At 68.3% G+C, this 24,781-nt stretch carries 22 protein-coding genes; 7 read left to right on the top strand and 15 right to left on the bottom strand.

Annotated elements, in window-relative coordinates; translation table 11 throughout:
* The first annotated feature begins 27 nt into the window (after positions 1-27).
* Genes BTE28158_RS00780 through rsmA form a run of 4 tightly spaced genes read left to right on the top strand, consistent with a single transcriptional unit; the run spans position 28 to position 5,685 of the window.
* Complete coding sequence (locus BTE28158_RS00780; RefSeq protein WP_151048848.1) at positions 28-2,388, top strand: LPS-assembly protein LptD; 2,361 nt, start codon at positions 28-30, stop codon at positions 2,386-2,388.
* Positions 2,389-2,439: 51 nt separating this feature from the next.
* Positions 2,440-3,798: a peptidylprolyl isomerase gene (locus tag BTE28158_RS00775; protein ID WP_151048847.1), complete on the top strand. Its 1,359-nt coding sequence runs from the start codon at positions 2,440-2,442 to the stop codon at positions 3,796-3,798.
* Positions 3,799-3,809: 11 nt separating this feature from the next.
* The gene (gene pdxA / locus BTE28158_RS00770) at positions 3,810-4,799 is read left to right on the top strand and encodes a 4-hydroxythreonine-4-phosphate dehydrogenase PdxA (RefSeq protein ID WP_151048846.1); all 990 of its coding nucleotides are present in this window, start codon (positions 3,810-3,812) and stop codon (positions 4,797-4,799) included.
* Between the two features lie 55 nt (positions 4,800-4,854).
* Complete coding sequence (rsmA, locus tag BTE28158_RS00765) at positions 4,855-5,685, top strand: 16S rRNA (adenine(1518)-N(6)/adenine(1519)-N(6))-dimethyltransferase RsmA (protein ID WP_059607632.1); 831 nt, start codon at positions 4,855-4,857, stop codon at positions 5,683-5,685.
* Positions 5,686-5,807: 122 nt separating this feature from the next.
* On the opposite strand, the gene BTE28158_RS00760 is transcribed toward rsmA, so the two are convergent.
* Positions 5,808-6,743, bottom strand: a complete 936-nt coding sequence (locus BTE28158_RS00760; protein WP_151048845.1) for a DMT family transporter — start codon at positions 6,741-6,743, stop codon at positions 5,808-5,810.
* A 360-nt stretch (positions 6,744-7,103) separates the two neighbouring features.
* Between BTE28158_RS00760 and gloA the strand changes: the two genes are divergently transcribed.
* On the top strand, positions 7,104-7,493 hold the full coding sequence (gene gloA / locus BTE28158_RS00755) for a lactoylglutathione lyase (RefSeq protein WP_011657880.1): 390 nt from the start codon (positions 7,104-7,106) through the stop codon (positions 7,491-7,493).
* Between the two features lie 108 nt (positions 7,494-7,601).
* On the opposite strand, the gene BTE28158_RS00750 is transcribed toward gloA, so the two are convergent.
* From BTE28158_RS00750 to glyQ, 5 genes are read right to left on the bottom strand one after another with little or no spacing between them, the layout of a single operon-like run.
* Positions 7,602-8,510 (bottom strand): M48 family metallopeptidase, encoded by a 909-nt coding sequence (locus tag BTE28158_RS00750; protein ID WP_151048844.1) that lies wholly within the window; start codon positions 8,508-8,510, stop codon positions 7,602-7,604.
* Positions 8,511-8,556: 46 nt separating this feature from the next.
* On the bottom strand, positions 8,557-9,321 hold the full coding sequence (locus tag BTE28158_RS00745) for a lysophospholipid acyltransferase family protein (protein ID WP_124621319.1): 765 nt from the start codon (positions 9,319-9,321) through the stop codon (positions 8,557-8,559).
* 43 nt (positions 9,322-9,364) lie between these two features.
* Positions 9,365-9,928, bottom strand: a complete 564-nt coding sequence (gene gmhB / locus BTE28158_RS00740; RefSeq protein WP_059528142.1) for a D-glycero-beta-D-manno-heptose 1,7-bisphosphate 7-phosphatase — start codon at positions 9,926-9,928, stop codon at positions 9,365-9,367.
* A gap of 10 nt (positions 9,929-9,938) precedes the next feature.
* Positions 9,939-12,038: a glycine--tRNA ligase subunit beta gene (gene glyS / locus BTE28158_RS00735; protein WP_124621323.1), complete on the bottom strand. Its 2,100-nt coding sequence runs from the start codon at positions 12,036-12,038 to the stop codon at positions 9,939-9,941.
* 22 nt (positions 12,039-12,060) lie between these two features.
* Positions 12,061-13,065 (bottom strand): glycine--tRNA ligase subunit alpha, encoded by a 1,005-nt coding sequence (gene glyQ, locus BTE28158_RS00730; RefSeq protein ID WP_082729061.1) that lies wholly within the window; start codon positions 13,063-13,065, stop codon positions 12,061-12,063.
* A gap of 345 nt (positions 13,066-13,410) precedes the next feature.
* Here glyQ and BTE28158_RS00725 point away from each other — a divergent pair, with 345 nt between their 5' ends.
* Positions 13,411-15,048, top strand: coding sequence for a tetratricopeptide repeat protein (locus tag BTE28158_RS00725; RefSeq protein WP_151048843.1), 1,638 nt, complete (start codon positions 13,411-13,413; stop codon positions 15,046-15,048).
* Positions 15,049-15,085: 37 nt separating this feature from the next.
* Here BTE28158_RS00725 and lnt read toward each other — a convergent pair whose 3' ends face one another.
* The 9 genes from lnt to BTE28158_RS00680 form a co-directional block, all read right to left on the bottom strand.
* Complete coding sequence (gene lnt / locus BTE28158_RS00720) at positions 15,086-16,783, bottom strand: apolipoprotein N-acyltransferase (protein WP_151048842.1); 1,698 nt, start codon at positions 16,781-16,783, stop codon at positions 15,086-15,088.
* Between the two features lie 52 nt (positions 16,784-16,835).
* Positions 16,836-17,723: a CorC family transporter gene (locus tag BTE28158_RS00715; RefSeq protein ID WP_059607622.1), complete on the bottom strand. Its 888-nt coding sequence runs from the start codon at positions 17,721-17,723 to the stop codon at positions 16,836-16,838.
* A 285-nt stretch (positions 17,724-18,008) separates the two neighbouring features.
* Positions 18,009-18,158: a hypothetical protein gene (locus BTE28158_RS00710; protein WP_170296422.1), complete on the bottom strand. Its 150-nt coding sequence runs from the start codon at positions 18,156-18,158 to the stop codon at positions 18,009-18,011.
* A gap of 53 nt (positions 18,159-18,211) precedes the next feature.
* Positions 18,212-18,844 (bottom strand): gamma-glutamylcyclotransferase, encoded by a 633-nt coding sequence (locus BTE28158_RS00705; protein ID WP_059607618.1) that lies wholly within the window; start codon positions 18,842-18,844, stop codon positions 18,212-18,214.
* Between the two features lie 13 nt (positions 18,845-18,857).
* Positions 18,858-19,643, bottom strand: a complete 786-nt coding sequence (ybeY, locus tag BTE28158_RS00700) for an rRNA maturation RNase YbeY (RefSeq protein ID WP_059607616.1) — start codon at positions 19,641-19,643, stop codon at positions 18,858-18,860.
* Positions 19,644-19,792: 149 nt separating this feature from the next.
* Entirely contained in the window at positions 19,793-20,839 is a 1,047-nt protein-coding gene (locus tag BTE28158_RS00695; protein WP_059607614.1) for a PhoH family protein, read from the bottom strand.
* A gap of 38 nt (positions 20,840-20,877) precedes the next feature.
* Entirely contained in the window at positions 20,878-22,251 is a 1,374-nt protein-coding gene (miaB, locus tag BTE28158_RS00690) for a tRNA (N6-isopentenyl adenosine(37)-C2)-methylthiotransferase MiaB (RefSeq protein WP_059528119.1), read from the bottom strand.
* 257 nt (positions 22,252-22,508) lie between these two features.
* Complete coding sequence (locus BTE28158_RS00685; protein WP_059607610.1) at positions 22,509-23,441, bottom strand: LysR family transcriptional regulator; 933 nt, start codon at positions 23,439-23,441, stop codon at positions 22,509-22,511.
* A gap of 29 nt (positions 23,442-23,470) precedes the next feature.
* Positions 23,471-23,656, bottom strand: a complete 186-nt coding sequence (locus BTE28158_RS00680; protein WP_170296421.1) for a hypothetical protein — start codon at positions 23,654-23,656, stop codon at positions 23,471-23,473.
* On the opposite strand from BTE28158_RS00680, the gene BTE28158_RS00675 reads away from it, so the two are divergent.
* Positions 23,589-24,764 carry an MFS transporter gene (locus BTE28158_RS00675; protein WP_124621331.1) on the top strand — a complete coding sequence of 392 codons (1,176 nt, stop codon included), beginning with the start codon at positions 23,589-23,591 and terminating at the stop codon, positions 24,762-24,764. The two genes, BTE28158_RS00680 and BTE28158_RS00675, sit on opposite strands and share 68 nt — an antisense overlap.
* Positions 24,765-24,781: the final 17 nt, after the last annotated feature.

Genomic DNA, 24,781 nt, shown 5'->3' with positions numbered 1-24,781 from the left:
GACAAGGGGCGATTCGCCAAACGATAGATGCCGCCCAAACCGCTATTCCCGAATGTCTTCCCCGGTGACGGGGCGCCGCGCAAAAGGCGGCTCGCGCTCGCGCTCCTGGCCGTGCCCGGCCTCGTGCCGGCCGTGTCGTACGCGCAGCTGTCGGGTGCGGCCGCGCAGCCGCAGCCGCTCGACTCGCCGTGGGACCTGCGTCTCGCCCCGCAGCTCGAGGATCATCCGCTGAAGGACGGCGCGAAGCCGGCCACCTTCGTGATTGCCGACCATACGAGCGGCACGGCCGATCAGGACCTCGCCGCGAAGGGTTCGGCCGAGCTGCGCCGCGGCGACGCGGTCGTGAAGGCCGACGCGATCCACTACGATCAGGATACCGACATGGCCGATGCGTACGGCCAGGTCAAGGTGATCAACGGCGGCACGTCGTTCGCGGGCCCCGAGGCGCATCTGAAGGTCGAGGCGAACCAGGGCTTCATGACGGCGCCGAAGTACCACTTCAACGTGACGGGTGGGTCCGGCAGCGCGGAGCGCGTCGACCTGCTCGACAGCGAGCGCTCGGTGTTCGTCAACGGCACCTACACCGCGTGCCAGTGCTCGACGAACCCTGCGTGGTACATCAAGGGCAGCCGTTTCGACTTCGACACGGGTGCCGACGAAGGCACCGCGCGCAACGGCGTGCTGTTCTTCCAGGGCGTGCCGATCTTCGCGAGCCCGTGGATGACGTTCCCGCTGTCGGGCGAGCGGCGCAGCGGCCTCTTGCCGCCGACGTTCTCGATGAACTCGAACAACGGGTTCGAGCTGACGCTGCCGTACTACTTCAACATCGCGCCGAACCGCGACCTGACGCTCACGCCGCGCATCATTTCGCGGCGCGGCGTGCAGACCGAAGCGACGTTCCGCTATCTGTCGCCGACGTATTCGGGCACGTTTACGGCCAATTACCTGCCGGATGACCGGCTCGCTCACCGCGACCGCTACGCGATCTACTGGCAGCACCAGCAGAACTTCGGCGGCGGTTTCGGCGGCTACGTCTACTTCAACAAGGTCTCGGACAACACGTATCCCGAAGACCTTGGGTCGATGAACCAGTTCATCAACGGGACGCAGACGCTGTACCAGCAGGAAGCCGGGCTCACGTACAACAACGGCCCGTGGTCGGTGCTCGCGCGCTACCAGCACTGGCAGACGCTGCCGCCGTCGATCGCGCCGTACAGCCGCGAACCGCAGTTGAACGTGAAGTACACGAAGTACAACGTCGGCGGCTTCGACTTCGGCGCGGAAGCCGACTATTCGCGGTTCCGCATCACGACCGCCGATGCGACCGAAGGCGACCGGATCGTCTTCAACCCGTACATCGCGTACGGCGTGTACGGCCCCGGCTACTTCGTCGTGCCGAAGGTCCAATATCACTTCGCGTCGTACGACCTGAACTACCTGTCGTCGAGCACGCCGAACAACCCGAAGCGCTTCACCGAGTCGATCCCGACCGTGAGCTTCGACACGGGCCTGATCTTCGACCGCTCGGTGCGCCTGTTCGGCCAGGACTTCATCCAGACCCTCGAGCCGCGCCTGTACTACGTGTACACGCCGTATCGCGACCAGTCGAACGCGCCGCTGTTCGACACGGCGGAATCGGACTTCGGCCTCGCGGAGATCTACCAGCCGAACACGTTCGTCGGCAACGACCGGATCGCGGACGCGAACCGGATCACGGCCGGCCTGACGTCGCGCTTCATCGATCCGCGCACCGGTGACGAACGCGCGCGCTTCGTGGTCGCGCAGCAGTACTATTTCGCCGACCAGCGCGTCACGCTAAACTCCGGCCAGAGCGCCGTGCTGGCGCGCCACTCGGACTTGATCGTCGGCGCCGCGCTGAAACTCGGCTCCGGCTTCATGTCGGAGACGGCGTTCCAGTACAACCAGAACAACAACCAGCTCGTGAAGTCGAGCGTCGGTTTCGGTTTCAGCCCGGGCGAGCGCCGCGTGATCAACGTCGGCTACCGCTATACGCGCGCGAACACGACGCTCGACAACCAGCCGATCAACCAGTTCCTGGTGTCCGCGCAATGGCCGCTCACGCGACGTCTGTATGCGATCGGCCGCTTCAACTACGACCTGGCCGCCGACCGGATCGTCGACGGTCTGCTCGGCTTACAATACGACGCGGATTGCTGGGCGCTCGGGGTCGGTGTCCAGCGGTACGCAAACGGCGTGAACACATCGGGGCAGCAGAATTCGTCGACGCGAGTCATGATGCAACTGACGTTGAAGGGGCTCTCGAGCGTCGACAATGGTCTCGTGGCCGCATTCCGCGCCGGGGTGCCGGGCTACACGCCGCTGCCGTCCACGCCGCCGCCGATGTCCCGCTTCAGCAACTACGAGTAACGCCGGCTTGTCTGCACCGGTCAGCACGATTTCAATGGAGTATCAGTGGCAATGAAGAAAACCCTTCGTTTCGCGGCAGTCGTGTCCAGCCTCGCCGCGTCCGCCGCGCTGCTCGCCGCCTCGCCGGCCGCGGCGCAGGCGCTCGGTTCGCAAGGTGCGCAGCTCGCCGACGAAGTCGTCGCGGTCGTCAACAACGACGTGATCACGGGCCGCGAACTCGACCAGCGCGTCGGCCTGATCTCGCGCCGGCTGCAGCAGCAGAACGCGCCCGTGCCGCCGGCCGACCAGCTGCGCGCGCAGGTGCTGAACCAGATGGTGCTCGAACGCATCCAGGTGCAGAAGGCCAAGGACGACGGGATCCGCATCGACGACGCGACCGTGCAGTCCACGTTGCAGCGCCTTGCGCAGGCGAACGGGATGACGCTCGAGCAGTACCGCGCGCGGATCGTGGCGCAAGGCGTGCCCTGGAGCGTGTTCACGAGCGACGCCCGCACCGAGCTGATGCTGTCGAAGCTGCGCGAGCGCGAGGTCGACGGCAAGATCACCGTGTCGGACGCCGAGGTCGCGAACTACATCGCGAGCCAGCGCGGGCCGAACGCATCGCAGCAGCAGGACCTGCGCTTCCAGCACATCTTCATCAAGGCACCGACCAACGCGCCGCAGGCCGACATCGAAGTCGCACAGAAGAAGGCTGAGGCGCTGCTGCAGCAGGCCACGTCGGGCGCCGATTTCGAGAAGCTCGCGAAGAACAATTCGGAAGCGAATGACGCGAAGAAGGGCGGCGATCTCGGCTTCAAGGCGCCGGGCGCGCTGCCGGCCGACGTCGTCGAAGCCGCATCGAAGCTGCGCCCGGGCCAGGTCAACCCGACGCTGATCCGCGTGCCGGACGGCTTCGAGATCGTGCGCCTCGTCGACCGCCGCCAGAGCCAGGGCGCGACCGCCGCGGCACCGAAGATCGTCCAGACGCACGTGCGCCACATCCTGTTGCGCGTCGGCGAAGGCAAGTCGGAAGGCCAGGCGCGCCAGCAGCTGCAGGACATCCGCCGCCAGGTCGAGGCGGGCGGCGATTTCGCGAAGTTCGCACGCACTTACTCGCAGGACGGTTCGGCGTCGCAAGGCGGCGATCTCGGCTGGATCAGCCCGGGCGAGACCGTGCCGGAATTCGAGCGCGCGATGAACAATCTGCAGGACGGCCAGATCAGCCAGCCGATTCGTACCGAATACGGCTACCACCTGATCCAGGTGATCGGGCGCCGCGAGGCGGAAGGCTCGGTGCAGCAGCAGATGGATATCGCGCGCCAGGCGATCGGCCAGCGCAAGGCCGAGCAGGCGTACGCCGACTGGCTGCGCGAATTGCGCGATTCGTCGTACGTGCAGTATAAGATCGGCGGCGTCGGACCGGCGAACTGAGCGAGCTTCACATGACGGCATCCGCGCTGCAGATCGCGATCACGACCGGCGAACCCGCGGGTGTCGGCCCGGAGCTGACCGTGCAGGCGTTGCAGGATGCCGCGCGGCGCTGGCCGGGCGCGCATTTCACCGTGCTCGGCGATGCCGCGCTGCTCGACGCGCGCGCGGCGGCGGTCAATGCCGACCGTGCGCTGCTCGCCGGCGGCGGTGCGGTGTCGGTCGAGCATCATCCGCTCGCCGTGCCAGCGCGGGCCGGCAAGCTCGATGCAGCCAACGGCCGCTACGTGCTCGCGCTGCTCGATGCCGCGATCGACGGCGCGATGGCGGGCCGGTTCGACGCGATCGTCACCGCGCCGCTGCAGAAGAGCACGATCAACGATGCCGGCGTGCCGTTCACCGGCCATACCGAATACCTTGCGGAACGCACGCACACGCCACGCGTCGTGATGATGCTGGCGGGCACGGGCGAGCGGCCGCTGCGCGTCGCGCTCGCGACCACGCACCTGCCGCTGAAGGACGTGTCGGCCGCGCTGACGATCGACGGGCTCGTCGAGACGCTGGCGATCGTCGATCGCGACCTGCGGCGCGACTTCGGCCTCGCGGCGCCGCGCATCCTTGTGACGGGGCTGAACCCGCACGCGGGCGAGAACGGCTATCTCGGGCGCGAGGAGATCGACGTGATCTCGCCGGCGCTCGCGCGCGCGCAAGCGCGGGGCATCGACGCGCGCGGCCCGTATCCGGCCGACACGCTGTTCCAGCCGCGCCATCTCGAGGATGCCGATTGCGTGCTCGCGATGTTCCACGATCAGGGCTTGCCCGTGCTGAAGTATGCGACCTTCGGCGAGGGCATCAACGTCACGCTCGGGCTGCCGATCATCCGCACGTCGGTCGATCACGGCACCGCGCTGGATCTGGCCGGCACGGGCCGCGCGGATCCGGGCAGCATGGTCGCCGCGCTCGATACGGCCGTCACGATGGCGCGCCATCGCCGCGCGGCCTGACGCGCACGGCCCCAGGCCTCACTTCATTCGTCGTATTTTTCGTTTTTCTCAGTCGATGTCGAACAGCAGACAGCACCAAGGCCACTTCGCGCGCAAGCGCTTCGGGCAGAACTTCCTCGTCGATCACGGCGTGATCGACTCGATCGTCGCGACGATCGGTCCCGCGCGCGGCCAGCGAATGGTCGAGATCGGCCCCGGCCTCGGTGCGCTGACCGAGCCCCTGATCGCGCGTCTCGCGACGCCCGAGTCGCCGCTGCATGCGGTCGAGCTCGACCGCGACCTGATCGGTCGTCTGCAGCAGCGCTTCGGTGCGCTGCTGGAGCTGCACGCGGGCGATGCGCTCGCGTTCGACTTCGGCTCGCTCGCGGCACCCGGCGACAAGCCGTCGCTGCGGATCGTCGGCAACCTGCCGTACAACATTTCCAGCCCGCTGCTGTTTCACCTGATGACGTTTGCCGGTGTGGTCATCGACCAGCATTTCATGCTGCAGAACGAGGTCGTCGAACGGATGGTCGCGGAGCCGGGCACGAAGGCGTTCTCGCGGCTGTCGGTGATGCTGCAGTACCGCTACGTGATGGAGAAGATGCTCGACGTGCCGCCGGAGTCGTTCCAGCCGCCGCCGAAGGTTGATTCGGCGATCGTCCGGATGATTCCGTACGAGCCGCACGAACTGCCGGACGTCGATCCCGTGCTGCTCGGCGAAGTGGTCACGGCTGCGTTCTCGCAGCGTCGGAAGATGCTGCGCAACACGCTCGGCGACTACCGCGAGACGATCGATTTCGACGGACTCGGCTTCGACCTCGCGCGACGCGCGGAGGATGTGAGCGTGGCCGAATATGTCGGCGTCGCGCAGGCGCTTGCGAAGGTGCGCAAGGCCGCGGAGTAGCAGGATCACGCGGGCAACGCGCGTGGTGCCCGCCGGCTCGAGATTCATGAGGCTGCCCTGACGGGCAGCCTTTTTGTTTTTCCGCGCCGCTCTCGTCGAGGCCGGACCGCGCCCGGGCGGCGTTACGCGCGCCTGCGCGGCGGCGCGTTGACGAGCGCGATCCCGGTCAGCACCAGCGCGGCCGCGGACATGAAGCGCCAGCCGACCGACTCGCCGAGCAGCAGCACGCCGAACGCGACGCCGAACAGCGGCGACAGGAACGTGAACACGGATAGCCGCGACGCGCTGTAGCGCGTCAGCAGCCAGAACCACGACAGATAGCTGACGAACGCGACGATCACCGACTGATACGCGAGGCTTGCGAGCGCGATCGGCGTGACCTGAGCGAACGACGTCTGGCCGAGCAGCGCGGCGAGCGCGATCAGCACGACGGCCGACACTGTGAGCTGGTAGAACAGCGTCTTGCTCGCGCTGGTCCGCGCGAGCGACGTCGAGCGCACGACGACCGTCGTGGCAGCCCACATCGCGCCGCCGAGGATGCCGAGCGCGTCACCGGCCAGCCCCGCCAGCACCGATGCGCCGGGCGCGCGCGGCTTGAGGAAGCCGTCCGCGAACGCGAGCGCGATGCCGGCGAACGCGAGGCCGACACCGGCCCACTGGACGCGCTGCAGCCGCTCGCCCGGCGCGAACAGGTGCAGGCCGAGCGCCGTGAAGCACGGTGCCGTGTAAAGGAAGATCGCCATGTGCGACGCGCTCGTCAGCGTCAGCCCCAGGAAAACGCAGACGAACTCGCCGGCGAACAGCGCACCGGCCGCGATGCCCGCGCCGAGCGTGCCGTCCGCGCGGAACAGCGGCGTGCCGCGCGAGCGGGCCCAGCCCCACAGCAGGAGCGCGGCGATCACCGAGCGCAGCCCGGCCTGGAACATCGGCGGGATCGCAGCGTTCGTGCTCTTGATCGCGACCTGCTGGAAGCCCCAGATCGCGCACAGCAGCAGCATCACACCGATGGCGCGCGTATCGAGCGCGCGGCGCGCGTGCGTGCCGGCGAGCGCGGTCATCGGCGGACCTCGCCGATGCGGCGGGAAGGGGGCACGGGCATGGGCAGCGGCGGACGGATGTCGCGTCCGGCGCGCTCGATTCGGCGGTTTCGCACGGCAGGCTGTATGGCTGAATGAGGGGGTGGTCGCGTTCAAGCGGCGGACGGCATGCCCGCTTTTGGTGCGAAGTGAGAGGATGTTACCCGATCGGTGGACTTGCCGGGGGCCGTGGGATCCGGTGATCACTGCCGCCGCACGGGCATCGGGCTCGCCGTCCGGAAGCCCGGTATCGGCCGAGGGCGGACGGGGCCGGCGGCGGCGGGATTCACCCGACTCCGGTAGAATTTCCGCTTCTGGAAAGTCCCCACAGGAGTACAACACATGCGTTTGCTGCATACGATGCTGCGAGTCGGCGATCTCGACCGCTCGATCAAGTTCTACACCGAATTGCTCGGCATGAAGCTGCTGCGTCGCGAGGATTATCCGGAAGGCAAGTTCACGCTCGCGTTCGTCGGCTATGAAGCCGAAAGCACGGGCACCGTGATCGAGCTGACCCATAACTGGGATACGCCGTCCTACGATCTCGGCAACGGCTTCGGCCACCTGGCGGTGGAAGTCGACGACGCGTACGCGGCCTGCGACAAGATCAAGGCGCAAGGCGGCAAGGTGACTCGCGAAGCGGGCCCGATGAAGCACGGCACGACCGTGATCGCATTCGTCGAGGATCCGGACGGCTACAAGATCGAGTTCATCCAGAAGAAGGCGCACTGAGCGCGGGATGAGCGGCGCGCGACGCACGATGGGCGTGGCGGGCAAGGAAAACGGGCGATGCGGAGGGATCCGCATCGCCCGTTCGTATTTTCGGTGCGGCCGATCGCGTTACAGCGACGGCAGCAGCTCGGGCGGGTGATGCTTGAGCGTGTGCCGCGCTTCGCGGAATTCCGGGAAGATCGATTCGACGGTGTGCCAGAAGGCCGGGCTGTGGTTCATTTCGCGCAGGTGCGACAGCTCGTGCGCGACGACGTAGTCGATGATCGACATCGGGAAGTGGATCAGCCGCCAGTTCAGCCGGATCTTGCCGTCGCTCGAGCAACTGCCCCAGCGCGTCGCGGCCGACGACAGCGCGTACATCGAATACGTGACGCCGAGCTTTTCCGCATAGACGACGAGGCGCTCGCCGAAGATTCGCTTCGCTTCGCCCTGCAGCCAGCCCTGCACGCGATCCTTGATCTGCTGCATGTCGGCTTGTGCGGGCAGCGGCAGCGACAGCCGCTGCGCATCGGGATCGAATGCGGCCGCACCGGCGCCGAGCGCGATCGTGATCGTCTTGCCGAGATACGGGAGTTGCGCGCCGTCGCGCCAGTCGATCTGCGGCAGCGCGCGCTGCTCGGTGCGGGTTTTCCACTCCGCGAGCTTCGCGAAGATCCAGCGCTGCTTCTCGGCGATGGCGGCTTCGATGTCGGCGAGCGTGACCCAGCGCGGCGCGGTGATCGACAGCCCGCTGCCGTCGATCGTGAAGCCGATCGTGCGGCGCGCGGAGCGTTTCAGCCGATATTCGAGCACACGGCTGTCGAGTGCGAACGTGCGGACGCGGGAGCGATCGGGCGCGGGGCCCGGATCGAGCGGCGCCGTGGGCACCGCGGGAGCCGCAGCCGCTTCAGGCGACGAGGGTGGTGCGGCGGGCGCCGACGGTGCCGGCGATGCCGCCGGCCCGTCGAAGAGCGGCAGGTCCATCTGGCGATGATCGAGGGCCACGACGGCAGGCCGTGGCCGCGGACGCTTTTTCATCAGTTCGCTTCGTTTCGTCGTTCGCAACGGCTGCAATCCGGGTGATTCAGACGCGCGCGGCATCGCGCGCGCCGGCACTGCCCGACTGGCGATAGGCTTCGGGATCGATGCGGCGCATTTCCGCTTCGATCCATGCTTCCACCTGCGAGTTCAATACGTCGGGCGTCTTGCCGTCGACGGGAATCGGCTTGCCGATCGACACGGTGACGACGCCCGGGAATTTCGTGAACGAATTGCGCGGCCACACGCGACCTGCATTGTGCGCGATCGGCACGACCGGCGTGCCGGTTTCGATCGCGAAGCGCGCGCCGCCCGTCTTGTACTTGCCCTGCTTGCCGACCGGCGTGCGCGTGCCTTCCGGGAACATGATCATCCAGGCGCCTTCCGACAGGCGCTTCTTGCCCTGGCGGATCACCGACGTGAACGCGTTCTTGCCTTCCTTGCGGTTGATGTTGACCATATGCAGCAGCCCGAGCGCCCAGCCGAAGAACGGCACGTACAGCAGTTCGCGCTTGAACACATAGCAGAGCGGCTTCGGCATCAGCGCCGGAAACGCGAGCGTCTCCCACGCGGACTGGTGCTTCGACAGCAGCACGGCCGGGCCGTCGGGCAGGTTTTCCATCCCTTCGATCCGGTAGCGGATGCCGTTCAGCCAGCGCACGACCCACAGCGTCGATTTGCACCAGCCGGCCGCCATCCAGTAGCGCGCGTCGGGACGCATGAACGGGAACGCGATGAAGCACGCGGTGGCGTAAGGCACCGTGTATACGATGAAGTAGATCAGCAGCAGCAGGGAGCGGACGAAGCGCATCGGCGTGGGTTTGACAGTAGGGAGGATGCGCGCGGCAGCCGCATCACTCGTGTTCGTGTGAAAGGAAGTCGAGCGCGAATGCGCGCAGGTCGTCGTGGACCTTCGTGCCGTCCGGCAGATTCCCCGCGGCGAGCGTCTTCTTGCCCTTGCCGGTCAGCACGAGGTGCGGCTTGAAGCCGACCGCGACGCCGGCCTGCAGGTCGCGCAGGGAATCGCCGACGGCCGGCGTGTGACCGGGGTCGACCTCGAAGCGCTCCGCGATCATCTGCATCATGCCGGGCTTTGGCTTGCGGCAGTCGCAATGGTCTTCCGACACGTGCGGGCAGAAGAACACCGCGTCGATGCGCGCGCCGACGGCGGCCGCCGCGCGATGCATCTTCAGGTGCATCGCGTTGAGCGCGGCCATGTCGAACAGCCCGCGGCCGATGCCGGACTGGTTGGTCGCGACGACCACGCGATAGCCTGCGTGGTTGAGTCGTGCGATTGCCTCGAGGCTGCCGGGCAGCGCGATCCACTCGTCGGGCGTCTTGATGAACGCGTCCGAATCGACGTTGATCACGCCGTCCCGGTCGAGGACGACGAGCTTGCGGTTGGGGCTGGTCGGCATCGTGCGGCCCTTATGCGGCGAGCTTCGAGATGTCGGCGACGCAGTTCATCTGCTGATGCAGCGCGGACAGCAGCGCGAGACGGTTCGCGCGCAGCGCGGGATCCTCGGCGTTGACCATCACGTCGTTGAAGAACGTGTCGACCGGCGCGCGCAGCGCCGCGAGCGCCGACAGCGCGCCCGTGTACTCACGCGCCTCGAGCTGCGACTGCACGCGCGGCGTCACGGCCGCGAGCTGTTCGTGCAGCGCCTTTTCGGCGGCCTCGACGAGCAGCGTCGGCTGCACCGCACCGTTCGCGCCGCCTTCCGACTTCTTCAGGATGTTCGAGATCCGCTTGTTCGCGGCCGCGAGCGCTTCGGCTTCCGCGAGGCGCGTGAATTCGCGCACCGCGTCGAGGCGCGCGACGAGATCGTCGACGCGCGTCGGGTTCAGGCTCAGCACCGCGTCGACTTCGCCTGCCGAGTAGCCGCGTTCGCGCAGCAGGCCGCGCAGCCGGTCCATGAAGAACGCGAAGATCGCATCGGTCGATTCGGCGACGCCCGGCACGCCTTCGAAGCGTGCGTGCGCCGTGCGCAGCAGCGAGACGAGATCGAGCGGCAGTTGCTTCTCGACCAGCAGGCGCAGCACGCCGAGCGCGTGACGGCGCAGCGCGAACGGATCCTTCTCGCCGGTCGGCGCGAGGCCGATGCCCCAGATGCCGACGATCGTCTCGAGCTTGTCGGCCAGCGCGACGGCGGTGGACACCGGCGTGGTCGGCAGCGCGTCGCCGGAGAAGCGCGGCTGGTAGTGCTCGGCGCAGGCGAGCGCGACGTCGTCGGCTTCGCCGTCGTGGCGCGCGTAGTACGTGCCCATCGTGCCCTGCAGTTCCGGGAACTCGCCGACCATGTCGGTCAGCAGGTCGGCCTTCGCGAGGCGCGCGGCGCGCTTCGCGTGCGTGGCGTCGGCACCGATCGCGGGCGCGATCTCGCCGGCCAGCACTTCGAGGCGCTCGACGCGCGCGAGCGCCGAACCGAGCTTGTTGTGATAGACGACGTTCGCGAGCAGCGGCACGCGCTCGGCGAGCGGCTTCTTCTTGTCCTGCTCGAAGAAGAATTTCGCGTCGGCGAGGCGCGGGCGCACGACGCGCTCGTTGCCTTCGACGATCTCGCCCGGCGTGTTCGTCTCGATGTTCGACACGATCAGGAAGCGCGAGCGCAGCTTGCCGGCGATGTCGGTCAGCGCGAAATACTTCTGGTTCGTCTGCATCGTGAGGATCAGGCATTCCTGCGGAACCTGCAGGAATTCGTCCTCGAAGCGGCACGGGTAGACGACCGGCCATTCGACCAGCGACGTCACTTCGTCGAGCAGCGATTCGGGCATCACGACGGTGTCGCCGTTCGCGTGCTCGTTCAGCTGCGTGCGGATCGTTTCGCGGCGATCGGCGAAGTGCGCGATCACGCGGCCCTTGTCGCGCAGCGTGTCGGCGTAGGCGCGCGCATGCTGGATCGCGACGAGGCCGTCGGACAGGAAGCGGTGGCCGAGCGTGGTGTCGCCGGCGTCGACGCCGAACGCGGTGACGGGCACGATGCGATCGTCGTGCAGCACCGTCAGGCGATGCACCGGGCGCACGAACTTCACGTCGGAGCCGTCCGGGCGCTGGTAGGTCATGACCTTCGGGATCGGCAGCTTCTCGAGCGTTTCGTCGAGCGCGGCCTGCAGCCCGTCGGCGAGCGTCGCGCCGGCGGCCGAGTAGTTGACGAAGAACGCTTCGGCCTTGCCGTCCTGCGCGCGCTCGAGATCGGCGATCGACAGGTTCGGATGGCCGAGCGCCGCGAGCTTCTTCGCGAGCGGGGCGGTCGGCTTGCCTTCGGCGTCGAGCGCGACCGACACGGGCAGGACCTTTTCGCGGACCTGCTTTTCAGGCGCGACGGCGCGCACGTTCTGCACGACGACCGCGAGGCGGCGCGGCGTGGCGTAGCGTTCGAATACGAGTTCGCCTTCGACGAGGTCGCGCGCCGCGAGGCGTTGCGCGAGGCCTTCGGCGAATGCGTCGCCGAGGCGCGCGAGGGCCTTCGGCGGCAGCTCTTCGGTCAGCAGTTCGACGAGCAGGGGGGCGGGATGATTGTGCGTCATGTCTGGAATAAATCTCGTCTCGTCAGTCCTGATCGATCTTGCGTTCGACCTTGAGCGGCGGCGCCCATGCCGGCTGGGCGGCGTCCTGGGCGTCGGTGGTGAGGCCCGGCACGCCCGGCGGGTTGCCGAGCATCGGGAAGCCGAGCTTCTCGCGCGAGTCGTAGTAAGCCTGCGCGACGAGACGCGACAGCGCGCGGATGCGGCCGATGTACGCCGCGCGCTCGGTGACCGAGATCGCGCCGCGCGCATCGAGCAGGTTGAACGTGTGGCCGGCCTTCAGCACGAGTTCGTACGCGGGCAGCGCGAGCTGCGCGTCGATCATCTTCTTCGCTTCCGCTTCGTAGCTGTTGAAGAACGTGAACAGCAGGTCGACGTTCGCGTGCTCGAAGTTGTAGGTCGACTGCTCGACCTCGTTCTGGTGGTAGACGTCGCCGTACGACAGGCGGCGCAGCTCGGGGCCGTTCGGGCCGTGCTCTTCCCACTCGGTCCACACGAGGTCGTACACGTTCTCGACCTTCTGCAGGTACATCGCGAGGCGCTCGAGGCCGTACGTGATTTCGCCGAGCACCGGCTTGCAGTCGAGGCCGCCGACCTGCTGGAAATACGTGAACTGCGTGACTTCCATCCCGTTCAGCCACACTTCCCAGCCGAGGCCCCACGCGCCGAGCGTCGGGTTCTCCCAGTCGTCCTCGACGAAGCGCACGTCGTTCTGCTGCAGGTCGAAGCCGAGCGCTTCCAGCGAGCCGAGGTACAGGTCGAGGATGTTTTCCGGCGCCGGCTTGAGCACGACCTGGTACTGGTAGTAATGCTGCAGGCGGTTCGGGTTCTCGCCATAGCGGCCGTCCTTCGGGCGGCGCGACGGCTGCACGTAAGCGGCGCGCCACGGCTCGGGGCCGACCGCGCGCAGGAACGTGTGAACGTGCGACGTGCCCGCGCCGACTTCCATGTCGATGGGCTGGAGCAGGGCGCAACCCTGCTTGTCCCAGTAGGACTGCAGCGTCAGGATGATTTGCTGAAACGTAAGCATGAAGAGCCTTCGTGGCGCTGGCGCTCCGTTGCGGGCGGCGCTCCGGGCGGGGCCCGGAGGGTCGGCTCGCGCGGCGGCGCGGCTTGTTAGTGTGCTGAAACGTGCAATTTTACCGGATCGGCGGGCGGATGCGGCTGGAACGCGGACGAAGGTGCCGCCGGCGGTGTTCCGGCGAGCCGTGCGCAGCCTGTGCGCGGCTCGCCCGTATGCGCGGTGCGCGCGCGCGTGCGGCGTCGCGATGCGCTTGTTGCACCGCGTGCCGCGCCGCTTTGCGCGGGCGTTAAGATGCGCGTATCGCGGTGCGTGCGACGCCTGTCGCGCGACCGATTTTCCACTCCGGACCGCATGGACGATTCGAACGATCTCCTCATTCCACTGATGCCGCCGCTGCTCGCGCTGCTCGGGCAGGCCGCCGACGCGCAAGCGCGCGGCGAGCACGACGCATACGCACGCTGGCTCGCCGCCGCCGGCCATCTGCACGCAGTCGACATGGCAGCGCTCTCGCAGCTCACCGTGACGCTCGTGGCGCGACAGCGCACGGCCGACGCGCTCGCGCTGGCCGAGTGCGCGGCGCGCATTCATCCGGACGCCGGTGGCCATTTCAATCATGGCTACGCCCTGCAGATGCTCGGTCGTCACGCGGATGCCGTCGCGCCTTACCGCGCCGCCTACGCGCTCGATCCACGCTGGCCGTCGCTGCGCAACAACCTGGCGATCGCGCTGCGGCTGTCGGGCGGCGACCGCCGCGAGGAAATCGCGCTGCTCGACGCGGCCGTGGAAGCCGACCCGCACGACGTGCAGGCGTGGATCAACCTGATCGTCGCGCGGCTCGCGACGCTCGACCTCGACGGCGCGCTCGCCTGTGCGGCACGGCTTGCAGAGATCGCGCCGGACAACGCGCTCGCGTCGAACAACATCGCGATGGCGATGAAGGAGGCGCAGCGCTGGGACGACGCCGAGCGCTACGCGGCGCGCGCGTGCGAGCTGGCGCCCGACGACGCGTCGTTCCGTTTCAACCTCGCGATCATCCAGCTCGTGCGCGGTAATTACGCGGCGGGCTGGCGCGGCCACGAAGCACGCTGGGACGGCGCCGGCGAGCTGCGCGGCCAGCGGCCGGTGCTGCCCGGCCCGCGCTGGCAGGGCGAGCCGCTCGCGGGCAAGACGCTGCTCGTCTGGGGCGAGCAGGGGCTCGGCGACGTGCTGCAGTTCGCGCGCTTCGTCGCGCCGCTCGCCGAGCGCGTGCACCGCGAGGGCGGCCGGCTCGCGTGGAACACGTTTCCGCAGGTGGGCACGCTGATGCGGCGCAGTCTCGGCGCACATGCGGACGCGTTCAGCGCGGGCGGCGGCGTCGACGCGCTGCCTGCCTTCGACTATGAAGTGCCGCTCATCGGCCTGCCGCTGATGCTCGGGATGGAGACGTCGACGCTCGGCGCATCGGTGCCGTACCTGCATGCCGATCCGCACGCGCGCGACGCATGGCGGGCGCGGCTCGCGGGCGACGGCCGGCTGAAAGTCGGGCTCGTGTGGACGGGCAGCGCGGGGCACCAGCGCAATCCGTTCCGGCGCGTCGGGCTCGAGCGCTATGCCGATGCGTTTCGCGGTATCGACGGCGTTGCGTTCCACTCGCTGCAGCCGGGTGCGGAAGCGGATGTCGCCGCGGCGCGCGCAGCCGGTTTCGCGATCGAGGACTTTACCGCCGAACTGAAGAGTTTCGATGATACGGCCGCCTTCATCGGCGCGCTGGATCTGGTGATCACGGTGTGCACGTCAGTCGCGCACCTGTCGGGCGCGCTCGGCGCGCGCACCTGGGTGTTGCTCGACGTGAATCCGCACTGGCCGTGGCTGCTCGAGCGCACCGACAGCCCGTGGTATCCGACCGCGACGCTGTACCGGCAGCCGACGTTCGGCGCATGGGCGCCGGTGATGGAGACACTCGGGCGGGATCTCCGCGCCCTGGCCGCGGACGCGAAGCGCAGGGGCTGAGCGGCCGCCGCACCGCGTGCGACGGCCGCCCGATGCGTCAGGCGTTCCGGTCGTCGCCGGCCTTCGCGCCGTTGCGGCGGCGCAGGCCCGGCCCGAACGTGAAGCCGAACGCGAGCAGCACCAGCGACACAGCGAGCACGATGTTGTTGCCGCTCGTCACGTAAGGCGTGAAGCCGCTCGTGCCTTCGATGCGCACGTCGAGCGAGCCGATCGTGAACGGCTTGAGCTGGCCGAGCACGCGGCCGTGCGCGTCGATCGCGGCCGTCATCCCCGTGTTGGTCGAGCGCAGCATCGGCCGGCCCGTTTCGAGCGCGCGCATCCGCGCGATCTGCAGATGCTGGTCGAGCGCGATCGTGTCGCCGAACCACGCGAGGTTCGTCACGTTGACGAGCACACCGGGCGGCTGCGGGTTGTCGCGGATCGTCGCGGCGATTTCCTCGCCGAACAAGTCCTCGTAGCAGATGTCGGCCATCACCGGCTGGTTGTGCACGAGGAACGGCTTCTGCACCGGCGCGCCGCGCGCGAAGTCGCCGAGCGGCATCTTCATCAGGTCGACGAACCACCGGAAGCCCCACGGGATGAATTCGCCGAAGGGCACGAGATGGTGCTTGTCGTAGTGATAGATGTCGCGCGAATGCGGCGTCACGCCGTACAGGCTGTTCGTGTAATCGACGTAATGACCGTCCGGCGTCACCGACGCGCCGACCGCGCCGAACAGCACGGCCGAGCCCGTCGTGTCGCTGAACTTGCGGATCGCGACGGCGAACGGCTCGGGCAGCTCCTGGATCATCACCGCGATCGCGGTCTCCGGCGTGACGATCAGGTCGGCGGGCTTCTCGACGATCATCTGCGTGTACATCTTGATCGCCGCGTCGATGCCTTCCTGCTCGAACTTGATGTCCTGCTTCACGTTGCCCTGCAGCAGCCGCACCGTGAGCGGCGCGTTCGCGGGCACGGTCCACGTGGCCTGCGACAGCCCGAGGCCGGCCGCGACGAGCGCGACGGCGATGCCGGCCGGCGCGACGACGCGCACGCGCGCGTTGCCGGCGCCGCCGGATTCCGATTCGAATTCGGGCGACCGGCGGCCGGCGACGAGCGCCTGCACGACCAGCGCGGCGAACAGCGCGAGCACCCAGGCGACCCCGTACACGCCGACGACCGGCGCGAAGCCCGCGAACGGGCCGTCGACCTGCGGATAGCCGCTCGCGAGCCACGGAAAGCCTGTGAACACGGTGCCGCGCAGCCATTCGCCGAGCGCCCATGCGCTCGCGAAGGCGAACGCGCCGTGCCAGCTCGGCGAGAACGGCCGCGGATCGGGTGCGCGGCGATGCCACGCATGGCCCGCGCAGAACGACCAGAGCCCCGCCGAGAACGCCGGGTACAGCGACAGGTAGAGCGAGAACAGCACCAGCGCGCCGCCCGCGAGCGGCGCGGCCATCTCGCCGTAGACGTGCATGCTGATGTACAGCCACCAGATGCCGCTGATGAAGTTGCCGAAGCCGAACGCGCCGCCGGTGAGCGCGGCGCCGCGCCAGCTCGACGTGCGCGTCAGCTGCGCGAAAAACCAGACGAATACGGCGAGCTGCAGCCAGCCGCCGTGCGGGGTCGGTGCGAAGCTGAGCGTATTGGCCGCGCCGGCGAGCAATGCGGCCGGATAGTGCCAGCGCGGCAGCGTGCGGCCGGGGGCCGGCGTGCAAAGGCCGCCAGCCGGGCGAGACGGGATCGGATCGTCCATGTGAAGCGAAAGAGGGCGAGCGGTTGAAGGAGACGCGGCCGGCGCGAGACGGTCAGTCCTCGTGCGAGGTTTCGGCGCGGCGGCTCGCGAGCGGGTTGCGGCGCACCAGCAGCACGTGGACCTGGCGCGCATCGCCGCGCTGGATCTCGAACACGAGGTTGCCGAGCTGCAGCTTCTCGCCGCGGTGCGGCACGCGGCCGAAGTGATGGGTGATCAGCCCGCCGATCGTGTCGACCTCGTCGTCGGGGAAGTCGGTGCCGAACGTCTCGTTGAACTGCTGGATCTCGGTGAGCGCGCGCACGCGGTAGCGGCCGTCCGGCCCGGAGATGATGTTGCCGGCTTCCTCATCGAAGTCGTATTCGTCCTCGATGTCGCCGACGATCTGTTCGAGCACGTCCTCGATCGTGATGAGGCCAGCGACGCCGCCGTATTCGTCGACGACGATCGCGAGGTGGTTGCGGTTCACGCGGAAGTCGTGTAGCAGCACGTTCAGGCGCTTCGATTCGGGAATGAACACGGCGGGGCGCAGCATCCCGCGCACGTCGAATTCATCTTCGGCATAGAAGCGCAGCAGGTCCTTCGCGAGCAGCACGCCGATCACGTTGTCGCGGTTCTCCTCGAACACGGGGTAGCGCGAGTGCGCCTTCTCGAGGACGAACGGGATGAAGTCTTCGGGCTTGTCGGCGATGTTGATCGCGTCCATCTGCGCGCGCGGCACCATGATGTCGCGGGCGCACAGGTCGGACACCTGGAACACGCCTTCGATCATCGACAGCGAATCGGCGTCGATCAGGTTGCGTTCGTGGGCGTCCTGGAGAATTTCCAGCAACTCGGTCCGGGATTCCGGCTCGGGCGAGATGAAGTCGGTCAGGCGCTCGAGCAGCGAGCGCTTTTCTTGCGGTTTGTCGGTGAGCTTACGACTGGGATACGAATCGTTCATGGTGGTGCGCCCGGGTCATGCCGGAGCGCGCGGTCACGGAGTAGGCAAGGATACACCAAGGACATGGCGCGGCCGTGTCGCCCCGGCCGTCCGGCCAAGGGCATGCGGCGCGCGAGCCCCGCTCGGGAACAGCCGCGCCGGGCGCGGCGCCGTCCTTCGTCTCCATCCTATCTCAGAAAGGGGCGGCGGGGCAGCGGCGGCAAAAAAGCGGGGGCGACCGGCCGGTCAGTCGGTGTCAGCGGCATTTCGTCGCGAGCGCGACAAGCCGAGCCCACGTTCGGGCCCTCAGAAGCGCATGCCGGCAGAGCAGCCGCCGGCAGCCGCGCCGTTGGTCGCCGCGCCGCCGCAGCCGAGGATGCCGCAGCCGGACAGCGCGACGCTCGCGGCGACGAGCAGCGCGGCCAGCGTCATGCGCGATTTGCGTGCCGGTTTCATGGGCGTCGTGCCGCCTTCGCGTGCACGGGCGGTGCGGCCGGCCCTGTCGAGCGTCACCGGCATCGCGCGAGCAGCCCTTCCAGCGCGCGATCGGGGATGCCGCTCGCACGCAGCGCGTCCACGGTGCGGCTCACGTAGTCGAGCGTCGTGCCGTAGCGGCCGGCCGCGCAGCTGAACACTTCCTTGACGACGGGGTCGGTAAGCTTGCCGGTGTAAGTGGGCACGTCGCGGCGCATCACGAATGCGAGTGCGCGCACGCGTTCGCCGGTTTCGAGCGAGCACGGCAGCCACGCGGGCCGGTACGACCCCATCGGCATTTCGCGTTTCCACAACGTCTCGAGATGCGGCTGCGCCGTCGGGCCCGCGAGCCGGAATGCGATGCCCGAGCACGAGCCGCCGCGATCGAGCGCGAGCACGAGGCCCGGACGTTCGGGCGTGCCGCGGTTCACGCGGGACCACAGGTAGAGCCCACGATGATAGCCATGCACCTTGCCGCGCACGGCGGAGACGGTCGGCAGCCCGGGGTTCCAGATCAGCGAGCCATAGCCGAACAGCCAGAGATCCTGCCGGCCATCCCAGTCGCGCATCGTGTGCGCGAGCGACGCGGCGAGCTCATCGTCCGTCAGCAGCCGTCCCTCGCCGATCGACGGCGGGTAGGCGGGCGGCAGCAGCGCGGCGTGGTGCATGGTGCGGACGGCTTTACTGGTACGGGTTCGGAAAGCCCAGTTTCGCGAGGATGTCGACTTCGAGCGCTTCCATTTCGGCGGCGTCCTCGTCGCTCGTCTCGTGATCGTAGCCCTGCGCGTGCAGCGCGCCATGCACCAGCAGGTGCGCGTAGTGGGCGGCGAGCGGCTTGCCCTGGTCGTGCGCTTCCTTCTCGACGACCGGGCAGCACAGCACGAGGTCGCCGATCACGGTGCCGTCGGGCGCCGGGTCGTACGCGAAGGTCAGCACGTTGGTCGGGTAGTCCTTGTGGCGGTAGCCGGCGTTCAGCGTGCGACCTTCCTCCTCGCCGACGAAGCGCACGGTGAGCTGCGCGCTCGCGAACAGCGCCGGCTCGATCCATTCGGCGATCAGCTTGCGCTTGGGAAGCGTCTTGCGGATGTCGCCGGTGATTTCGTCACCGTACTGCACGGACAGGTCGAGCTCCAGCTCGCGCACCTCGTTCGCCATTTCCGCGATTTCCTCGTCGCGCGGCGCGGGTTCGGCACCCACGTGCAGCGTGACGCTGTCGTAGTGCTCGGGCTGCAGCGCAAGCTTCGCGCGCATCGCAGGATCGTGGTGCTGCGCAACGATCGCAACGGCCGCCTCGCCCGAACTGCCCGACAGGTCGAACATCAGGCTGCGGCCGTCGGGGAAGTCGATTCGAAGCCCTTGCGCGCTGACGGTCCGGGCCTTGCCCTTCGCATCGAACAGCGAGAGACGGGGGAAATCGGGCGCGGCGGACTGGTCGCGCCCGGACTTGCGGGAACGGGAAGATTTCATGACGGGTGCGGCGATTGGAACGCGTTGAGGATACACCAAACGGCCGATCGCTCCCGAATTCGAAACGGCCGCGCGCGGGTGAAAAAAAGCCCGGCGCGCCGTCGGGCGGGCCGGGCCGGCAGGCCGGGGCAGCGCGCGGGCGCCGCCAGTCAGCCGTCCTGATGCTGCGCGTGGAACTCGTCGTACGCCTCGACGATGCGCGCGACGAGCGGATGGCGCACGACGTCCGCGCTCGTGAAGCGCGTGAGCGCGATGCCGCGCACGCCGCCGAGCACCTGCTGCGCCTCGACGAGGCCGCTCTTGTGCCCGCGCGGCAGGTCGACCTGGCTCGTGTCGCCGGTGACGACGGCCTTCGAGCCGAAGCCGATCCGCGTGAGGAACATCTTCATCTGCTCGGGCGTCGTGTTCTGCGCCTCGTCGAGGATGATGAACGCGTGGTTCAGCGTGCGGCCGCGCATATAGGCGAGCGGCGCGATCTCGATCATCTGGCGCTCGAACATCTTCGCGGTCTTGTCGAAGCCGAGCAGGTCGTACAGCGCGTCGTACAGCGGCCGGAGGTACGGGTCGACCTTCTGCGCGAGATCGCCCGGCAGGAAGCCAAGCCGCTCGCCGGCCTCGACGGCCGGACGCGTCAGCACGATCCGCTTGACCTGGTCGCGCTCCAGTGCGTCGACCGCGCATGCGACCGCGAGGTAGGTCTTGCCGGTGCCGGCCGGCCCGATGCCGAACGTCACGTCGTGCGACAGGATCTGCTTCAGGTATTCGCGCTGCGCGGGCGTGCGACCGCGCAGGTCGGCGCGCCGCGTATAGAGCTTCGGCGCGGGCTCTTCGTCCGGCGTGTCCGCGTCGAGCTGCACGACGGGCTCGTCGAACGGATGGTCGGGGTCGCCGCGAAAGCGCACGTCGATCGTGTCCTGGCGGCCGTTGCCGGACGTGTGGCGCACTTCGACCAGCGCGAGCTGGATATCGTCGACCGACAGCGGATCGCGCGCGCGGTTGTAGAAGTTCTCGAGCGCCGCGAGCGCGAGCTTCGCGCCGCGCCCGCGGATCGTGATCCGGTGGCCGCGCCGCGCGAGCGTGACGTCGAGCGCCTGTTCGATCTGCCGCAGGTTCTCGTCGAGCGGGCCGCAGAGGTTGGCGAGGCGCGCGTTGTCGTCGCGCGGCGCGGTGAATTCCAGTGCTTGGACGGTCTTCAAAGTAGCGTCGGGCTCCTGTTGAACGTCAGTCGGTCAGGTCAGTGGGTGGCCGCGCTCGCGTCGTCGCTCACGAGCAGGAGCTCGCCGCGCAGCGAGTGCGGGTACGCATGATTGATCTTCACGTCGATCATCTGGCCGATCAGGCGCGGGTGCGACGCGAGCGGCGCCGGGAAGTTCACGACCCGGTTGTTCTCGGTGCGGCCCGACAGTTCGTTCGGGTCCTTGCGCGACGGGCCCTCGACGAGGATCCGCTCGACCTTCCCGACCATCGACTGGCTGATGCGCGCGACGTTTTCCTCGATGGTCGCCTGCAGATGTTGCAGGCGTTTGAGCTTGACCTCGCGCGGCGTGTCGTCGTGCAGGTTCGCGGCCGGCGTGCCGGGGCGCGGGCTGTAGATGAACGAGAAGCTGGTGTCGTAGCTCATCTCGTGCACGAGCGCCATCATCTTGTCGAAATCTTCCTCGGTCTCGCCGGGGAAGCCGACGATCATGTCGGTCGACAGCGACAGGTCCGGGCGGATCGCGCGCAGCTTGCGGATCACCGACTTGTATTCGAGCACGGTGTAGCCGCGCTTCATCGCCATCAGGATGCGGTCGGAGCCGTGCTGGACCGGCAGGTGCAGGTGGCTCACGAGCTTCGGCACCTTCGCATAGGTGTCGATCAGGCGCTGCGTGAATTCCTTCGGATGCGACGTCGTGTAGCGGATTCGCTCGATGCCGGGGATGTCGGCGACGTATTCGATCAGCGTCGCGAAATCGGCGATCTCGGTCGAACCGGCCGTCAGCGCGCCGCGATACGCGTTCACGTTCTGGCCGAGCAGCGTGACTTCGCGCACGCCCTGATCGGCGAGGCCGGCCACTTCGGTCAGCACGTCGTCGAGCGGACGCGACACTTCGTCGCCGCGCGTGTACGGCACGACGCAGTAGCTGCAGTACTTCGAGCAGCCTTCCATGATCGACACGAACGCGCTCGGCCCCTCGACGCGCGCGGGCGGCAGGTGGTCGAACTTCTCGATCTCGGGGAACGTGATGTCGACCTGCGCGCGGCCGCTTTCGCGGCGCGCATCGATCATCTGCGGCAGGCGGTGCAACGTCTGCGGGCCGAACACGAGGTCGACGTACGGCGCGCGCGACACGATCGACGCGCCTTCCTGGCTGGCGACGCAGCCGCCGACGCCGATCAGCAGGCCCGGCTTCGCTTCCTTCAGCTCGCGCACGCGGCCGAGGTCGGAGAACACCTTTTCCTGCGCCTTCTCGCGCACCGAGCACGTGTTGAACAGGATGATGTCCGCGTCTTCCGGGGTATCGGTCTTTTCGAGGCCTTCGGCGGCATTGAGCACGTCCACCATCTTGTCCGAGTCGTACTCGTTCATCTGGCAGCCGAAGGTCTTTACGTAAACTTTCTTGGTCATGGGGATTCGCCGTTCGCAGTGGTTGACCTGGGGGCGTCGTCAAGGGTGAATCGGGACGGCTGCTGCCGGTGCAGCGTGGCGGACCGGGGCGCGCGGTGCGCGTCGAGCGAACATGTCGCGAATACTCGCGCATGCATGAAAAGCCGTCGGGAAAGCTTTCCATTATAGCTTTACGCGCTGCTCCGGGCGGGCGGCAGGTTGCTGCCGCGCGACGCCTTTCATTGAACTCCGACCCCGATATGGCGGCGCGGCAACCTTCAGCGGCACGCGTTCAGCAGGTCGTCGAGCGCCGCTTCCTCGCGCGCGAAGCGTTCGGCGAGGAAGTCGAGCAGCACGCGCACGCGCGGCGCCATGTAGCGCTTGCCGTGATAGAGCGCGTGCAGCGGCGCGTCCTGGTGTCGCCAGTCGGGCAGTAGCACGCGCAGCCGGCCGGCGCGCACGTCGTCGGCGATGTCCCAGAGCGACTTCAGCGCGATGCCGTGGCCGCGCAGCGTCCATTCGCGGGTGAGGCCGCCGTCGTTGGTCTCGAAAGCCGTCGACACCGGCACCGTGTGGGTCTGTACCTCGTCGCCGCGCGTGAAGCGCCACGTGTTCATCGGGCCCGACGCGATCGTGATCACGTTGCACGGAAAGCGGGCCAGATCGTGCGGATCGGCCGGCACGCCGTGGCGCTCGACGAACGACGGCGCCGCGCACAGCACGCGCCGGTTCGCGGCGAGCCGGCGTGCGATCAGCGCGCCGTCGGGCGGGGCGGCGAAGCGGATCGCGAGGTCGATCTCGTCCTGCCACAGGTTCGACGACGAATCGGACGCCGTCAGCGAGAACGTGACGCCCGGATGCAGCGTGGTGAATTCGTCGAGCCAGTCGAGCAGCTGATTGCGGCCGAAATCGGACGTCGACGACAGCCGCACCTTGCCGGCCACCACGTTGCGGCCTTCCTGCAGTAGCGCGTGTGCGTCGTCGAGCGCCTGCAGCGCCTGCCGGCAGCAGTTCAGGTAGAGCCGGCCTTCGTCGGTGAGGCGCAGCTGCCGCGTCGAGCGCTCGAACAGCCGCGTCGCGACTTTCGCCTCGAGCTTCGCGAGGCGCGCGCTCGCGGCGGCCGGCGTGAGGTTCAGCTTGCGCCCTGCCGCGGACAGGCTGCCCAGTTCCGCCGCCTCGACAAACAGCCGGATGTCGCCCAGTCGATCCATCGGATTTTCCACAATCTTTTGAAAATGGTTCAAATGCCGCGCCAATTATCAAAGATAGGCGTATTCGGGACAATGCGCGCACATCCCGCTTTTTGTGCGGTGCGGTACGGACCGGCTGCCGCGTCCGCCGCCTTTTCGGAGAACGTCATGCCCATACCGTTACTGGCGCTCGCGATCAGCGCCTTCGCCATCGGCACCACCGAATTCATCATCATGGGACTCCTGCCCGAAGTCGCGCACGACCTCGCCGTGTCGCTGCCGTCGGCCGGCCTGCTGGTCACGGGCTACGCGCTCGGCGTCGCGGTCGGCGCGCCGCTGCTCGCGGTGCTGACGAGCCGCATGCCGCGCAAGGCCGCGCTGCAGCTGCTGATGGCGATCTTCATCGTCGGCAACGTGTTGTGCGCGACCGCGTCCGGCTACGCGATGCTGATGGTCGCGCGCGTCGTCACGTCGTTCGCGCACGGCTCGTTCTTCGGGATCGGCGCGGTGGTGGCCGCGTCGCTCGTGCCGGCCGACAAGCGCGCGAGCGCGATCGCGCTGATGTTCACGGGCCTCACGCTGTCGAACGTGCTCGGCGTGCCGTTCGGCACGTTCGTCGGCCAGCTGCTCGGCTGGCGCGCATCGTTCTGGATCGTCGCCGCGCTCGGCGTGCTGTCGCTCGGCGGCGTCGCCCTGCTGGTGCCGAACCGCCACGACAGCGGGCCCGTCGGCCTCGGCCACGAAGTGCGGGTGCTGAAGGAGCCGCAGGTCTGGCTCGCGCTCCTGATGACCGTGCTCGGTTTCGGCGGCGTGTTCGTCGTGTTCACGTACATCGCGCCGATCCTCGAAACCGTCACCGGTTATTCGCCGCGTGCGGTCGCGTTGATCCTCGTGCTGTTCGGCGCGGGGCTGACGGTCGGCAACATGCTCGGCGGCAGGCTCGCCGACCGCGCGCTGATGCCGTCGCTGATCGCGATCCTGGTCGCGCTGATGGCCGTGATGGCCGTATTCGCGAAGACGAGCCACCTGCCAGTCGCGGCCGCGGTGACCGTATTCGTCTGGGGGATCGCCGCGTTCGCGACGGTGCCGCCGCTGCAGGCCCGCGTAGTCGAAAAGGCCGCGAGCGCGCCGCATCTCGCGTCGACACTGAACATCGGCGCGTTCAACGTCGGCAACGCGGGCGGCGCGTGGCTCGGCGGTCTCGCGCTGGGGCACGGCTTTGCGCTCGATGCGTTGCCGTGGGTCGCCGTCGCGGTGACGTTCGCGGCGCTCGTCGTCACGTGGCTCGCGATGCGGCTCGATGCCCGCGCACCGGCGCGCTGCGCGGCACCGGCCGCGCATTGAGCGGTGCACCGGGCGGC

Origin of the sequence: Burkholderia diffusa (assembly GCF_902499115.1) — a bacterium.
Lineage (GTDB): Bacteria > Pseudomonadota > Gammaproteobacteria > Burkholderiales > Burkholderiaceae > Burkholderia > Burkholderia diffusa.
The sequence above is the reverse complement of the archived record's forward strand: the minus strand, read 5'-3'. Positions and strand labels throughout refer to the sequence as shown.